Annotated in this window: 11 protein-coding genes; 6 read left to right on the top strand and 5 right to left on the bottom strand. The window is 41.8% G+C overall.

Features of this window, described 5'->3' with window-relative positions:
• Positions 1 to 127 precede the first annotated feature (127 nt).
• On the top strand, positions 128 to 385 hold the full coding sequence (locus BVH04_RS17485) for a hypothetical protein (RefSeq protein WP_086542766.1): 258 nt from the start codon (positions 128 to 130) through the stop codon (positions 383 to 385).
• On the top strand, positions 382 to 1,155 hold the full coding sequence (locus BVH04_RS17480) for an XRE family transcriptional regulator (protein WP_086542765.1): 774 nt from the start codon (positions 382 to 384) through the stop codon (positions 1,153 to 1,155). The genes BVH04_RS17485 and BVH04_RS17480 overlap by 4 nt, the downstream gene beginning before the upstream one ends.
• Here BVH04_RS17480 and BVH04_RS17475 read toward each other — a convergent pair.
• The 4 genes from BVH04_RS17475 to BVH04_RS17460 all read right to left on the bottom strand — a co-directional run bounded on the left by BVH04_RS17475 (position 1,152) and on the right by BVH04_RS17460 (position 4,611).
• Complete coding sequence (locus BVH04_RS17475) at positions 1,152 to 2,252, bottom strand: toll/interleukin-1 receptor domain-containing protein (RefSeq protein ID WP_086542764.1); 1,101 nt, start codon at positions 2,250 to 2,252, stop codon at positions 1,152 to 1,154. The genes BVH04_RS17480 and BVH04_RS17475 overlap by 4 nt on opposite strands.
• Before the next feature lie 70 nt (positions 2,253 to 2,322).
• Complete coding sequence (locus tag BVH04_RS17470) at positions 2,323 to 3,084, bottom strand: hypothetical protein (RefSeq protein WP_086542763.1); 762 nt, start codon at positions 3,082 to 3,084, stop codon at positions 2,323 to 2,325.
• Positions 3,085 to 3,118: 34 nt separating this feature from the next.
• Positions 3,119 to 3,547 (bottom strand): DUF2141 domain-containing protein, encoded by a 429-nt coding sequence (locus BVH04_RS17465; RefSeq protein WP_086542762.1) that lies wholly within the window; start codon positions 3,545 to 3,547, stop codon positions 3,119 to 3,121.
• Positions 3,544 to 4,611: an AMP-binding protein gene (locus BVH04_RS17460; RefSeq protein ID WP_086542761.1), complete on the bottom strand. Its 1,068-nt coding sequence runs from the start codon at positions 4,609 to 4,611 to the stop codon at positions 3,544 to 3,546. Before BVH04_RS17460 ends, BVH04_RS17465 begins: the two co-directional genes overlap by 4 nt.
• 109 nt (positions 4,612 to 4,720) lie before the next feature.
• Here BVH04_RS17460 and BVH04_RS17455 point away from each other — a divergent pair, with 109 nt between their 5' ends.
• Positions 4,721 to 5,554 (top strand): 1,4-dihydroxy-2-naphthoyl-CoA synthase, encoded by an 834-nt coding sequence (locus BVH04_RS17455; RefSeq protein ID WP_086542760.1) that lies wholly within the window; start codon positions 4,721 to 4,723, stop codon positions 5,552 to 5,554.
• A 1,802-nt stretch (positions 5,555 to 7,356) separates the two neighbouring features.
• Here BVH04_RS17455 and BVH04_RS17450 read toward each other — a convergent pair.
• Complete coding sequence (locus tag BVH04_RS17450) at positions 7,357 to 8,589, bottom strand: serine hydrolase domain-containing protein (RefSeq protein ID WP_086542759.1); 1,233 nt, start codon at positions 8,587 to 8,589, stop codon at positions 7,357 to 7,359.
• An 80-nt stretch (positions 8,590 to 8,669) separates the two neighbouring features.
• Here BVH04_RS17450 and BVH04_RS17445 point away from each other — a divergent pair, with 80 nt between their 5' ends.
• From BVH04_RS17445 to BVH04_RS17435, 3 genes are all read left to right on the top strand, one after another.
• Positions 8,670 to 9,506: an alpha/beta hydrolase gene (locus BVH04_RS17445; protein WP_086542758.1), complete on the top strand. Its 837-nt coding sequence runs from the start codon at positions 8,670 to 8,672 to the stop codon at positions 9,504 to 9,506.
• A 333-nt stretch (positions 9,507 to 9,839) separates the two neighbouring features.
• Positions 9,840 to 13,049: a UvrD-helicase domain-containing protein gene (locus tag BVH04_RS17440; RefSeq protein ID WP_086542757.1), complete on the top strand. Its 3,210-nt coding sequence runs from the start codon at positions 9,840 to 9,842 to the stop codon at positions 13,047 to 13,049.
• Positions 13,042 to 15,906, top strand: a complete 2,865-nt coding sequence (locus BVH04_RS17435; protein WP_086542756.1) for a PD-(D/E)XK nuclease family protein — start codon at positions 13,042 to 13,044, stop codon at positions 15,904 to 15,906. Before BVH04_RS17440 ends, BVH04_RS17435 begins: the two co-directional genes overlap by 8 nt.
• The last annotated feature ends 209 nt before the right edge of the window (positions 15,907 to 16,115 follow it).

Here is a 16,115-nt window from a genome sequence, read left to right as displayed (position 1 = left end):
AGTTAACCATCGCTAACTCAAAAAGTTCACTGACAATTTACGTCGTAAAAATTATGTCTGTTTTTATAACATATGCATGTTTATAAAAACAACATTTCTATCTTAGCTGAAGTTAAAACAATCAGTTATGGAAATTCAGGAAAAGATCAGCATTACGACAAAAACCTTGGCATCAGGTAATTGCCAGGTTAAATTTTTCATCGAAGACGAGACAAAGCCACAGTATGGCTACCTTTTGGTAAATGGTCCCAAGCCCGTCGGTGAAATAATTGATGAAATCAAACAGCGAATGGAGAGAAGAAGGAATACTTCTTTGAATATGAATTCATTTTTCCCTATTCCTGCCACTCCCGAAGATCACAACTTTTACTTATACTCAGCATGAAACATCTTGCTTCCAACCTTCGCTTTTTGCGAAAGCAAAAAGGAATAACTCAAAATGATCTGGCAGATCAATTGGATGTACAACGTACGATGATCTCGGCTTATGAAGATGGGAGGTCTGAGCCAAAGCTTCTGACACTTGGGAAGCTTTGTGATTCGCTTGACATAGGGATGGAGGAGCTTTTGAACCATGACATCGAAGGCAATGGTAGAAAGGCAACCCAGAAAAGAGGAATCAATATTCTTACGATTGCCTGTGACCCAGATGAAAAGGAGAATATTACGTTGGTAGGGCAGAAGGCTTCAGCTGGTTACCTGAACGGATTTGCTGACACGGAATACATGGAGAGCCTTCCACAATTCCAGATTCCCACACTTTCTAAGCAAGCCACTTACCGTGCGTTTGAGCTGGCAGGAGATTCCATGCTTCCTCTGACTTCGGGTACAATTGTGATTGGTGCTTATGTGGGTCAATTGACCGATATCAAAAGTGGCAAAACTTACGTCCTCGTGACTGAGACAGAAGGGGTGGTTTACAAGCGGGTTTTTAATTACCTCAGCGATAACGGTAAACTATTTTTGGTTTCTGACAATGAGCAGTACAAACCCTATGAGGTAAAAGGTGATGATGTGGTGGAAGTGTGGGAGGCCAAAGCTTTTATAAGTACTGATTTCCCAAATCCAGGTGATAAGAAAAAACCTCTGACCTTAGAGGATCTAGGGGAAATGATCTCAGATATCCGAGCTGACCTGAGGACGCTGAAGAGTTAATCCTTTCGCAACTCAGCAGCACTTATGACGCCGATAGCCTGTGTCTGACCCACCCAACTCTCGCCTCCGGTATTTGATCCAAATGAAAAGCTATATAGGCTTTGATCATTTATGACAAATAAAGTAGAGTAAAGATAAGTGCCATCATATTCTCCAGTTCCCTGACCTACTTTTTCATTCAAATAGTAGTACTCAAAAGTAAAATATGATCCATTTTGATTGATCAGTATGAAACCAGATCTAATTCCATCTTCCCATAACCACCATTTGCCTGAGTAATCAAAACCAGCTTGAGCAGCTGGAGGTGTAACTTGTTCATTTTCAAGTTGAAAATTTTCTGAGATCTCATTTCCTGCAGGACTATCTTCTCTTAGTTGAGTGATTTCGGCTTGGCTAAGCTCATTATCCACTTGCGCACCACTGTTATCGATTGGGTCATCATAAATAGTATTTGAACCATTAAGCCCTTCCTGATAGCCATTTTGAAAATCTTCACTGCTAATAACCACAATCATTAGGACTACAAAAACTCCAAGCACCCATAAATAATTTTTTGCCCACCAGCTTTTCTGAGGCTTTGAAACTGGAGTAGGCCTTGGAGGAGTAGGATTTATTGGTTTCTTTTTTCTAGGAATAAGTTTTGCCAATGCTTCTACCAACACTCCCAAATCGTACTTCCATCGTGTGATGGAAATTTCGAAAGTTTGTAGATCTGCCAAATCTACCAGATCGTCAGGTAATTTATCTGCTGTAGGTCTAGTCGCTCCTTTTAGTAATAGAGGAATCACTCGCGTATCAGACCGAGCCAATGCTGCTCCAACTTCCCTTCTTACCCAATCATTTTTTTGGAACAACCGGGCAACACCATTTTCATCTGCATCACCAAACCAATCTGGTCCGATAGCTACCAAAACGACTTTGCTCTCTGTCAGAGCTTTGTCAATCGCATCTGCAAACCGAATTCCCGGTTCAAGATTCTCTATGTCTAAGAAAACAGCATCTTCCCCGAACTCTTCTTCTAAAGTTTCCCGTATTCTATGACAATCACTTTGGGTGTCTGAGTGTCTGTGGCTGAGAAAAATTTTATTCTTTTCCATAAAAAAACCTGATTCGATCTACTTAAAGTTAAGCGAATCAGGTTCTTTAATGCAATACGAAGGGATATTTTTATTCTCCAATCAAGTTTTTAAATCCATCTTTAATCTTTCCTACTGCATCAAAAGAGCTGTCAACGTTGACCACTCCCTTTCCCAGCTCATGCCAATAGCCATCTCCACATTCGATGTATTCACCGCGCTTAGCTCCTGCGGTTTCCTTGGCAATGTCATAATTGTAGTCTGGGGAGAAGACCAATTTTAAAAGTTGAACGGCATATTCCCAATTGATAGTTCTTGATTCGTTTTTTGAAGTGAAAAGGGCTTCACGATTCGAGAAATTCATAGTAATTGAGCAATCCACGCTTTCCTCATTTGTGACCTGACGGAAATTCACCGTTAGTGGAGCTTCCTTTTTTGAGGTCTCGTAAATTGCCTGAATCACATCCTGAGCAAGCATTTGCCAGCCTTCTTGATCTGCTGGGACTTTCGCAGAGCCAGTCTTACCATCTTCTAACTCTGAAAGCGTAAGTCCGCCTTCTTCCAGTTGCCTGCCGCTCCACTTAACTTTTTCGAATTCTATGGATACTACCTTTTTCCAAACCGAATCTAGGGTTCCTTTGAAGCTAAAATCATCATTTGCTGTAAATCCTTCATCGAACATTTCATCTTCTGTCAAATCCTCTCTGTCGGTATAATGCAGTTCCAATTCTGTAATCATCTCTGAACCGCTCCAGTCTAGCGAAAGTCTATATACATGACTATAAGGTGGTGGGGTAATTCCTGAATCGAATTCAATTACGATTCCGCTCGTGTGGTCGTTACTCTTTTTCATTGCTGCAAAAGTAGGCCTTTTACCTCAAAATTTCTTAGCGCAATTCAATTTCGAAACGAGTGGGCTTGCCAGGGTTTACTTTTTTACTGCATTTTTCAAAAGAGGGAGCTCCAAAAATCAAGCCTGGATTGTTGGAAAAGCCAAAGTCATTCAACGGATATCCTACCTTATTCTTTCTGATTTCTCCGTTCTCATCATGATCATGAAATACCGTGATTGCGTAGTTTCCAGCAGGAACATTAGTAATTGTCTTCTTAGCAATTCCATTTTCTATTGGAAGAGTTAGCATCTTCCAAGCATCATTTGGTGATTCGGGCCAGCCTTTTTTTTGACTGAAAATTAGAATCTGGATCACTCCATCATCAGAGGTAATTTCTGAAATGACCAGCTCTATTGAGCCCGAATCATTTTGAGATTTGGAGATAGTGATAAAAAATAGGAGGCTTAGAAATATTATATTCATAGCTTTTCGATGGTTTTTGACCTACTTATTTTTCCTGTACTTGTTTTTTTAAACTCTGAAACTATGAAAATTTTTTTTGGAGCTTCAAATCGAGCCAACTCTATTTTCAGTGTTTCAAGAAGCTTATTTACCTTTTCCTTATTTGAATCTTTTGATTCAATGGCCAAGCATAATTTCTCACCAAGTTCCTCATCTTTTTTGCCAAAAAAGAAAAATGCTGAGGAAGGAAAAAAACTGTGAACGGTATGTTCTGCTTTGGCTTCCAACAATTCTGGGTGAAGTTTCAAACCACCTGAGTTGATGACAAAGTCAGCTCTACCCAGCCAACGAAAGGAATTTCTATCGATCAATTCAACCAAATCATTGGTTTGCAGAACTTCATGGTTACTTGCAGCTGATTTCACCCAAATCGCTCCTCGCTCATCCAGGCCAAATTCAGTCTCAGAAAGAATTTTATACACCAATTCACCAGATTCGATTTTAGCTAGAGCGATATGAGAAACTGTCTCGGTCATGCCATAGGTTTGATAAGCATTGATGCCACTGAGAACGAGTTGTTGTTTTAAAGCTGAACTGAGAGGAGCCCCGCCGATAATCAAATGCTGGATACCTTTCAATTTCTCAAGCGCTGATTTATCCTGAAGACTAGCTTCAACTTGTATCGGCACAAGCGCCAGAAAATCTGGAACAGTTGTAATCTCCACAAGCGGGTTTGATTTAGGTTGAGTGATCTGAATCGGGCTATTCCAGACGATTGCTCTGACAAGCATCATTTTGCCAGCGATGTAACTTGGGTCGAGGCAACAAAGCAAGCTCGTATTTTGATTGGTTTTGAAAAAAGCCTGCGTTGCTTTTGCGCTAGCGATCATCTGAACCCTAGAGATCTCGATTTTTTTTGGAACACCAGTAGAGCCAGAAGTTTGTTGTACAAAGATATTTTCTCCCGAAAGCCATTCATGGCAAAATCGTATGGCAGCTATTGCAAAGTCTGGAAAATCACCGTTTTCAAACTCAAAATCTTCTTTTTTCTGAAAGGTATAATTACCGAAGGTGAGTTGAAACATGCGTTGAGTTTGTAATGGTGCTTTTTTCGAAGGTAAACATCCTGACTTCAAAATTCATGGAAGCCTGTTATCTTGCAAAAGAATTAGATTTTTACGCAAATCGAAAGATATGAACTGGATAACTGCCAAGGAATACGAAGATATCACTTATAAAAAATGTAACGGAGTTGCTCGAATAGCTTTCAATCGACCAGAAATCAGAAATGCTTTTCGTCCAAAAACCACGTCAGAACTCTATGATGCATTCTATGATGCGCAAGAAGACACTTCGATTGGGGTGATTCTGCTTACAGGCGAAGGACCTTCCCAAAAGGATGGCGGCTGGGCTTTTTGCTCTGGTGGTGACCAAAAGGCTCGAGGCGATCAAGGGTACGTGGGAGAGGATGGTTATCACCGACTGAATATCTTGGAAGTTCAGCGCTTGATCCGCTTTATGCCAAAAGTGGTGATTGCCGTCGTCCCAGGTTGGGCAGTAGGAGGAGGGCATAGTCTTCACGTGGTTTGTGATTTGACACTTGCGAGTGAAGAGCATGCGATTTTTAAACAGACGGATGCAGATGTAACCAGTTTCGATGGAGGTTATGGTTCGGCCTATTTGGCGAAAATGGTTGGTCAGAAAAAAGCGCGAGAGATCTTTTTCTTGGGAAGAAACTATTCTGCGCAGGAAGCCTATGAAATGGGAATGGTGAATGCTGTAATCCCACACGCTGAACTCGAGTCAACTGCCTATGAGTGGGCTCAGGAGATTTTGGCCAAGTCCCCAACATCCATCAAGATGCTCAAGTTTGCGATGAACCTTACCGATGACGGAATGGTCGGTCAGCAGGTTTTTGCTGGAGAAGCCACACGTTTGGCTTACGGCACTGAAGAAGCCAAAGAGGGTAGGAATGCATTTTTGGAAAAGCGAAAGCCGAACTTTGGAGCGAATAAGTGGATACCGTAAGGAGTAGCTGGTATTGAGATTTAAGTATCAAGATTTTTAGAGCGAAGAAATAAGAGCTATGAAGAAAAAGATTAAGAGACAAGAGACAAGAACCAAGAGCGCCCCCGATGGCTATCGGGGCTTTCGGGGGAGATTAGGGATAGGAACCAAGACATTAGAATGAAGAGGTAAGAAGCTAGACTTAATTGGCAAGATTTAAGTAGCTATGGCTTAAAGGGGAGATTCAGGATTGATTCTATATCATTAATTCTTAAAATTTAATTTTGTGAGTTTTGTTTCTGAGATTCTTTATACTAACATCTTGATACTAATTACTCTCTCATCTCTTGGTTTTCAGATCTTGATTCTACGAGTCTTGATACTAATATCTAGCTACTAGATACTTAAAACTCATTTCTATCCTCCCGATCTCACCTAGCAGTTTCCACATAGATTCTGGCGGGAGGGGATTTGGACTTTGATCCTAAAACCCCCGGTTCCGCGAGCTCCACCGGGGGCTATTCATAGTTCAACCACTTCGTGGTTTTTTTATTTCGAACGCTTTGAGCTAATTCTATAACACTTAATTCCAGGTTTTGCGAGTCTTGATGCTAACATCTAGCTACTAGATACTCTCTTGTCTCTTGGTTCTGAGATCTTGTTTCTGAGATTCTTGATACTAATATCTAGCTACTAGATACTTAAAACTCATTTCTATCCTCCCGATCTCACCTAGCAGTTTCCACATAGATTCTGGCGGGAGGGGATTTGGACTTTGATCCTAAAACCCCCGGTTCCGCAGGCTCCACCGGGGGCTATTCACAGTTCAACCACTTCGTGGTTTTTTTATCCCGCGAACTCTTAATTCTAAAATTTTAATTCTTGGTGAGAATCTTGGTTCTGCGAATCTTGATTCTAATATCTAGCTACTAGATACTCTCTTATCTCTTTGTTCTCAGATCTTGATTTTGTGAGTCTTGATACTAATATCTAGCTACTAGATACTTAAAACTCATTTCTATCCTCCCGATCTCACCTAGCAGTTTCTCCATAGATTCTGGCGGGAGGGGATTTGAACTTTGATCCTAAAACCCCCGGTTCCGCAAGCTCTACCGGGGGCTATTCATGGTTCAACCACTTCGTGGTTTTTTTATTTAGAATGCTTTGAGCTAGTTCTATAGCACTTAATTCTAGGTTTTGTGAGTCTTGATACTAACATTTAGCTACTAGATACTCTCTTGTCTCTTGGTTCTGAGATCTTGTTTCTGAGATTCTTGATACTAATATCTAGCTACTAGATACTTAAAACTCATTTCTATCCTCCCGATCTCACCTAGCAGTTTCCACATAGATTCTGGCGGGAGGGGATTTGGACTTTGATCCTAAAACCCCCGGTTCCGCAGGCTCCACCGGGGGCTATTCACAGTTCAACCACTTCGTGGTTTTTTTATTTCGAACGCTTTGAGCTAGTTCTATAGCACTTAATTCCAGGTTTTGCGAGTCTTGATACTAACATTTAGCTACTAGATACTCTCTTGTCTCTTGGTTCTCAGATCTTGATTCTGTGAGTCTTGATACTAACATCTGGATACTAAATACTCTCTTGTTTCTTGGTTCTCAGATCTTGGTTCTGCGAATCTTGATACTTCATATCTAGCTACTAGATACTCTCTCGTCTCTCTTGGTTCTCAGATCTTGGTTCTGCTAGTCTTGATACTAATATCTAGCTACTAGATACTCTCTTGTCTCTTGGATCTCAGATCTTGATTCTGTGAGTCTTGATACTAACATCTGGATACTAGATACTCTCTTGTCTCCTAAATCTACTCAATCGCCTGATATACCATTTGACGCATTTTTTGCTCATAGAAACCACTAAACGGAGCAGTTTGGGTCATCAGGATCGAAATTAAATTTTCCTTAGGGTCAATAAAGAAATAGGTGCAATAAGCTCCGCTCCAATAGTAAGTTCCCACAGATCCCAAGGATTTTGCCTCAGCCAAATCCATCATCACCCCAAAACCAAATCCAAAACCTTGACCCGGAGCTTTATAGATTCCGCCTGTTTGATCCATAGTCATGATCTCAACCGTCTTGGGGCTGAGGTATTGTTTACCATCTAATTCACCGCCATTGAGCATCATTTGCGCAAATCGAGCGTAATCCTGAGCGGTGCTAAATAAGCCATTTGCGCCTGCAAAGACTTTATTGCCGGATGTTGGAGTTTGACGAGGAGCTTTGATTAGTTTGCCTTCTTCGTTGTAGGTATGCAAGGTTGCCATGCGGCTGGCTTGTTCTTCGGAGAGATTGTATCCGGTGTCTGGCATTCCCAGCGGATCGAAAAGTCTCTTTTGTAAAAATTCTGCTGCAGTCATTCCCGAAAACACTTCGATCAAACGAGCCAAAATATCCGGCGAAGCTGAATAGTACCATTGCTCTCCTGGCTGACCGTATAGCGGAAGTGTGGCATAAGTCTTTACCCTAGATTCGATAGTTGTATGAGGTTTGTAATAGATGCCTTCCATGACTTCTTTATCAACTTTGCTTTGGCCCAAGCCATGCGAAAACCCGGCGGTATGACTCATCAATTGATGGATGCGAATCGGTGATTTGACAGGTTCCAAACCTCCTTCTGTTCCAAGCATTGCATCTTTGGCAACCATCGCATCCTTGAATTCCGGGATATATTTTGAGAGTGGATCACTAAGCTGAAAATACCCCTCTTCGTAAAGCATCATAAAAGCCGTAGTAATAATCGGCTTAGTCATCGATTGGATAAAGAAAATCTGATCCAGTTTCATTCTTGACTTGGATTCAAGATCCGAATATCCAATCGTATTCTCGTGTGCCTTTTCCCCGTTTTTATAGATCAAAGTCACTGCACCGGCAAGCCTGCCTTGGTCAACTTCATTTTGAAGGTAGGAGTCATATCGACTTAATCGATCTGCAGAAAGGGAGGTCGGGTCCTGAAGTAGCTCGATTTGGCTTTGAGCGAATGATCCAAAGCTGAAGAGGAAAAGTGGAATTAATAAAAATCTAAGGTTTCGGTAGATCATGGGTTTTCGTTCGATGGTTTATTTCTGTGCATTTTGTGGGAAATTAATTCACTTTTGGTTCTTTTTCCTAATTTAATTCCATGAAACACCTCGAAACCTCCTACGAAACCCACGATGGCAAGAAGCTTTATTTGCAAGCTTGGATGACGGAATCCCCAAAAGCGAGTATGCTTTTGGTTCATGGCTTGGGCGAGCACAGCAGCCGGTATTTGCATTTGGTTGAAAAGCTCAATGAAATGAGTATTTCGGTTTTCACTTTTGATGGGAGAGGGCATGGTAAGTCCGCGGAAGGGAAACCGGACGCATACTTTGAATCCTATGAAGATTACCTCAAAGACATCGATGCACTTTTTGGAAAGGTGAAAAGCTACGTGCCGGGAGTTCCAGCTTTTCTATATGGACATAGCATGGGTGGAGGAATGGTTGCAGCCTATGCATTGAAATATAAGCCAGATACAGCGGGTATGATCATGAGTTCTCCTGCGATAAAACCAGCAGAAGGAACGTCCATGTTTTTGATTGCAATTTCTAGTCTTGTGAGTAAGTACTTTCCAAGATTGAAAGCATTACAACTTGATGCACAAAAAATATCCAGAATTCCTGCTGAAGTGGAAAAATACCTCAATGATCCCTTAGTATACACTGATGCTATCCCAGCGAGAACAGGCTTTGAATTGCTGCAAATGATGCGTTTTATCCAAGAAAATGCTTCGGATTTTACCCTTCCATTTTTGCTAATTCATGGTACTGATGATGGACTGACCAATCCTAAAGGATCTGAATTGCTTTTCCAAAAAGCTGTTTCAACAGATAAAGCGATTCGGATTTTTCCTGGCGGATATCATGAGTTGATCAATGATTTGGATCGGGAAGAGGTGATGGAATTGATCTGCCAATGGATCAAAATTCGGATGTGATTTGAGTGATTTTTACCTCGTTAAACAAAACCATTTAACTAGCATATAAATCAGTGGTTAAGAGTTTTTCAAATCAAGTTATAATTCAATCAAATTTTGACCAAAATATGAATTTTTACCCAATTTAATTCGGACTCGAATTCGAGATTTATTGAGAAGATTTATTGTCCCATGAGCAAACCCGCCTCAAAGTAAGTGCTGATTTTTTGCTCAGAAATCCCCGAGTAAGCCAGATTTTCTATTCGCCTTTTCTCCGACATTTTTTGTCAATGTGCTTTTCAAATTGTAGCTAATCTAAATGCCAGTCCTATCTTAGTTGGCTAGACTTTTACCATGACAGACAAACCTTTTATCATTTACAAATCCTCAGCAGGCTCAGGCAAAACCTACACGTTGACGCTGGAATATCTCAAGCTGGCACTTCGTTCTTCTCATGCTTTCAAGCAGATTTTGGCAGTCACCTTTACCAATAAAGCGACTCAGGAAATGAAGGAGAGGATTTTGGAGGAGCTGAAAAGAATGCGAAACGAAGTCAATCCAGATGAGAAAATGGATCAGGAATTAATGCGATCGCTAGGTGTAGATGAGTCCGGATTGAAGCTTTTGGCACAGCAAACTCTCACGGCAATTCTCCATGATTATGGTCGTTTTTCGGTCAGCACGATCGATAGTTTTTTCCAAAAAGTGGTGCGAGCTTTTGCTCGAGAGATAGATTTGAATGCCAAATTTGAGGTAGAACTCGATCAAGCTGCCGTGCTGGATCGGGTGGTAGATCGGGTTGTGATGCATGTGATGGAAGATGAATTCCTGCACAAATGGTTGGTGGATTATGCTTACGAGCAAATCCAAAATGGCAAATCCTGGGACATCAGAAAGAACATCCGTGGTCTTGGTCAGCAGATTTTCCAGGAAGATTTTAAAAAATATGCGCCTGAAATCAAGGAGTTCCTGAAGGATAAGCAAAATATTACTTTACTACAATCTTTTACTCGGGAGCGAAAATCCGAAATCGTCAAACTCTCCAAAGAACTGGGTGAGCAAGCGAATGCAATTCGAATTTCCAACGGTCTGGAATGGTCGGATTTTAACAGAGGCTTTCCAAAATTATTTGATAAGCTGGGTGATCGCAATGCCCCTATCCCCGAGCTGACAGCCGCAACCTTAGCCAAAATAGATAATCCCGAAGCATGGTTCACAAAGACGTGTAAACATATCGATGTTATTCTAGCAGCCTATGACGCCGGATTAAATCTGATTTTAACCCAAATGGTGACGCTTACCGGCAAGTGGAATACACTGCAAGCCATTGCCAAAAACAGCTACGTCTATGGTGTTTTCCGGAATCTCCTCGACGAACTCACACTAATCAAGGACGAGGAAAACATACTTCTCATCTCGGATGCCAACGAGTTTCTAAAAGAAATCACTAAAGGGAATGACACGCCTTTCATCTATGAGAAAGTTGGAAATCAATTCAAAAACTACCTGATAGATGAGTTTCAGGATACTTCAGGCTTTCAATGGGAGAGTTTCAAACCTCTTCTGGAGAACTCACTTGGGCAAAATCAAACGAATTTATTGGTCGGTGATGTGAAGCAGTCGATCTATCGCTGGCGTGGAGGAGAGATGAAATTGCTGCTTTCGAAGGTTGAGGAAGAAATCGGGAAAGACTGGATAAAACTGGAGAATTTGGATACGAATTTCCGAAGTCTTCCAAACATCATCAATTTCAATAATGCGGTTTTCAAAGCTTTGCCGCAGGCAATGGAACAAGTTTTAAGTACAGCTTACGGGGTCGAGAACCCACAAATTCTTTCTCAGGCCTATGCAGATTCCTTTCAGAAGATTTCTCCAAAAAAAGAAAAATCCCAATTCAAAGGAAAGGTCAAACTGGAATTCATCGATCCGAAAGATGACGAAAATGAGGGTAAGTTCGATGAGATTGTTCTGGAAAAACTTCCTAAAACTATCATGGAGCTTCAGGATCACGGTTATGAACTGGAGGATATCGCTTTTCTAGTTCGGAGGAAATCAGAGGGCGAGGCCATTGCAGATCGTCTGATGAGTTATGCAGCGGAAAATCCAGATTCTGGGTATCGCTTCGATGTGCTTTCGGACGAATCCATGTACTTGAACAAAGCAGCTTCGGTCAAAGCCTTGGTTTCGGGCTTTAATTACCTGCACAATCCAGCCGACAAGGTTCAGCACAAGACCATGTGGTACTATTTGGCGGTGTTGATGGATTCGCCTATTAATCATGAGCTTTTTGCGCTGGATCAGATGCCTGCATACTTAAAAGAGCAAGTCAAAACTTTCCAAGAAAAGGAAATTTTGATGCTTCAATTGCCGCTTATGGAGGCTTTGGAGGAGCTGATTAAAGTGCTTGGTTTGATGGAACTAGGGTTGGAGAAGGCGTATATCTCAGGATTTAAAGAGGCTGTGTACGACTTTACGGCCAATAATCGGGCAGATCTCAGTGGCTTCCTCGAATGGTGGGAAATCAATCAAACGAAGCGCACAGTCAAAATTCCCGAAGGGCATAATGCCATGCGGATTCTGACGATTCACAAGTCGAAAGGCTTACAATTTAAAGTGGTTCTAATGCCTTTTCTCAAATGGACAATCTTCGATATTGGTAAGGGAAATGTAGTCTGGTCGCCCTTTGAGGATCGAGAAAAAGGACTTTCGGCCATTATCCCATTGACGCTGACTTCAGATTTGGCGAACTCTGACTTCAGCGATACTTACACGGAGGAAGCGACAATGGCTTATTTAGACAGTTTGAATATGCTTTACGTGGCGCTCACGCGAGCGGAAGATGTCTTTTTTGGTTTCATTCCTTATAAAGAGAAAATTGGATCTCAGAATTCGATTGAAATTCAGTTGCAGCAATTTATTCAGTCGCATACTGATCCAGCATCAGAACTGAGTCTACCTTCCTATTATGACCAAGAGTCAAAAGTGTTTGAATTTGGGGATTGGCCTGAAAATCAAGATAAAACTAGCATCCCGTCTAAGTCCCCAGAACTTCGATGGGCCTATAAAAATTGGTCTGAAGTGCTGACGCTAAAAAAGTACGCGGTGGACTTTTCGATAGAAGGTATTGAGCAGCGGAAGAAGCAGTTGTTTGGTTTGATCGTACATGAAATCTTAGAGTTATCTGCTGATAAAGTGGCTGCAATGCAGAATTTGCAAGCATTTTATTTCGATGGAAGGTTAAATGAGGAAGAGAAGCAGTTGGTGGAAAAGCAGTTGGATCACCTTTTTACAAATCCACTTTTTGCGTCTTGGTTCGGTACGTCAGGAATTCTTCTAGCGGAGCAGGGCATTCTTCTTCCAGGAGGAAAGCAAAAACGGCCTGATCGGATTATTCTAAAAGATACCGAAGCTTTAATTGTGGACTTTAAAACAGGTGAAGCCCAAAGTCGCTATGCCAATCAAGTCCGAGAATACATGGAATTGGTATCGAAGCTGTCGCAGAAGCAAGCCAAAGGCTATTTATGTTATTTAGAAACAGGGTTAATTGAGGAGGTTCATGCATAGTTTTTTAAGAAATACAGCAAAAGAGATCCTCGACAGTGATGTTGATCTGCAAAAGCTCACGGTTGTTTTGCCAAACAGAAGAGCAGGATTATTTTTTACCCAGCATTTGGGAAGCCTGATTACAGCCCCGACTTGGATGCCTGAGGTAAAAACCATTGAGGAGATTTTCTATGATTTGGCTGGAAATCGCCCCGCGGATGATTTGACCCTGATATTTGAGTTGTATCGAGTATACCAGGAACTCAATCCGGAGGCAGAGACTTTTGATCGATTTTATTTCTGGGGAGAAATGATCCTAAAGGATTTCAATGATGTAGATCAATTCATGGCGAATGCGGATAAACTCTATCATCATCTGTCTGAAATCAAGGAACTGGAGTCAGACTTAAGTTTTCTGACCGAAAGTCAAGTTGAATTGATTAAGCAATTCTGGTCCTCGTTTATCCGTCAGGATAGAGATCATCAGGAGAAGTTTTTGAAGTTCTGGCAACTGCTCAGTCCGCTTTATGCAAGTTTCCAAGGTTCTTTGGCCATTTCTGGCTTGGCTTACTCAGGGATGTTGTATCGGAAAGTTGCAGAGTCTTTGGATATCCTTTCTCGCCCTGACAAAACCCATCACTTCATAGGATTCAATGCATTCACCGGAACAGAGGAAGCTTTGATCAAGCATTACATCACTCAGTTTGGAGCGAAGATCTATTGGGATGTTGACGCCTATTATTTGGAGGATAAAGTGCAGGAAGCTGGTTTGTTTTTTCGAGATTATCAAAAAGACAAGATATTCGGGCCGACTTTTCCGGAGGAGATTCCCTCGCAGATAGCCGATCGAAATGCTAGGATTAAGACCTATGCGACTCCTTTGAAAACCAACCAAGCCAATTTGGTTGGGTCGATTTTGGAGAAAATTCCGGCTGGAGAAGCTTGGGAAGAAACTGTGGTGATTTTGCCTGATGAGCAGATGCTTTTTCCGGTCTTGCACACCCTGCCTGAGCAAGTGAATAAAGTGAACGTGACCATGGGATATCCCGTGAAAAATGCGCCTGTTTATTCCTTTTTGGAGGCGGTGTTAGAAATGCAGCGCTTTATCAAAGTGGAAGATGGTAAGTTGCTTTTTTACCATACGGCGGTCAAAAATCTGTTGAGCTCGATCTATTTGAAAAGTGAAAATCCAGGTTTTGCAGAAGAGTTGATGGATGAAATGCAGCGTTTGAACCAGATTCATGTTTCGGCAGAAAAGCTTCATGCGGGTGGTTCATTTTATCAATTGATCTTCCAAAAGCTGGAGAACGACTCGCTATTCCCATACTTGGCTAATCTGATGGAAGCGCTTGCTGAGCGATTGAAGGATGAACCCTTGCAGCGTTCCTATCTTTATCAGTGTTTCAAGCAATTGACCAGGTTGCGGGAGATTTTTGCGGGACAGGATATTCTATCCATCAATCGGGAGTTTTTTATCCGGCTTTTCCGTCAGATTTTCCGAGAGGTAAAATTGCCTTTTGAAGGCGAACCGCTACAAGGTTTGCAGATCATGGGCGTGTTGGAATCCCGAAATCTGGACTTCAAACGTGTGATCATTTGCAATATGAATGAGGATAGTTTTCCGCCATCCGCGGGTCTGAATTCAATGATTCCTTTCAATATTCGCAAGGCATTTGGATTGCCGGTTCAAGAGCAGAATGACTCGATCTATGCTTATACATTCTATCGGCTTTTGCATAGTGCGGAGGAAGTTCACATGATTTATACCACGGCCTCTGACCAGGGAAAAGCAGGCGAAAAGAGCCGATACATGCAGCAAATGGGGGTGGAGCTGGGAAGAAAGATGGAGGAAGAAGTGGTTTTTATTCCCATCGATCAGAAATCTCCTGAAGCCATCACGATTCAAAAGAGTGCCGAAGTGCTTGGCTTGCTTGATAAGTATTTGAGGAATGAAAATGGAGTTTCTGAGACTTCCTTTTCCCCATCTGCACTGAGTGTTTTCTTGGATTGCAGGTTGAAATTCTACCTTCAGTACCTGGCCAATATTCAGGAAAAGCAGGAAGTAAGTGAGGAAATCGATGCGGCAGTTTTTGGGAATTTGGCGCACCTGAGCATGGAGATTTTATACCAGGATTTTGCGAAGCGAAAGAATAGAACCTTGCTCGATAAGTCAGATTTTGAGGAATTGAGCAAGAATTGGACATTTCCGGCGATCGAACAAGCAATTCGAAAGTTTTATCATTTGGAAGGCGAGGCCGACACGAAATTGAATGGGCAGATGGCAATCGCGCGGGATGTGCTTCAGAAATACTTGCACCAGATCTTGAAAGTCGATGAGGCTTCGGCTCCATTTAAGTTGATCTCACTGGAGAAAGAGAAAAAATATACGGCAGGATTGGAAATCAACACCGCCTCCGGTATTCAAACAGTTTCCTTGAAAGGCATTATTGATCGTGTAGATGAGCAAAACGGCTCGGTGAGATTGATTGACTACAAGTCAGGTCAGGACAATAAGAACTTTCCCGATGTGGCCTCGCTCTTCGATCGGGAGCATAAATCCCGAAATAAGGCCGCGATGCAAACCATGTTTTATGGCTTAATCTATCAGGCCACGAACCCGGAAAATACCTTGCCGCTCAAGCCCGCGATCTTCAATCTTCGGGAGATGTTTGGAGATGATTTCAATCCGTATCTACAGCTGAAATTGCCTTATAAATCAGGCATTGAAGTAAATGATTACCGAGAATTCCAAGTCGAATACAAAGAGGGACTAACTACATTATTGGAGGATATTTACAACCCTGAAGTTCCTTTTGACCAAACTGACGATTTGAAGAAATGTGGGTATTGTCCTTACAAGGAGATCTGTGGGAGGTAAATCTTGTTCTATTTATTCAGGTGTAGCGATTACCCTTTATGATCCTTAGCAGGCATTTATCAAACTCCATCTCCAATTAGGGCCTGCTGAAAAACTCAGCCTGCACAAGCCACAACACCCTTTCCAGATTCACAATCGGTCTGGGTTTTTGATTTTAGGTTGTATGGGATAGGCTTTAAGCTTGTTTTAAGCAGGTAGTTGATCCTCTT

Source organism: Algoriphagus antarcticus (assembly GCF_002150685.1).
GTDB lineage: Bacteria > Bacteroidota > Bacteroidia > Cytophagales > Cyclobacteriaceae > Algoriphagus > Algoriphagus antarcticus.
This window is presented reverse-complemented; position numbering and strand designations above follow the sequence as displayed.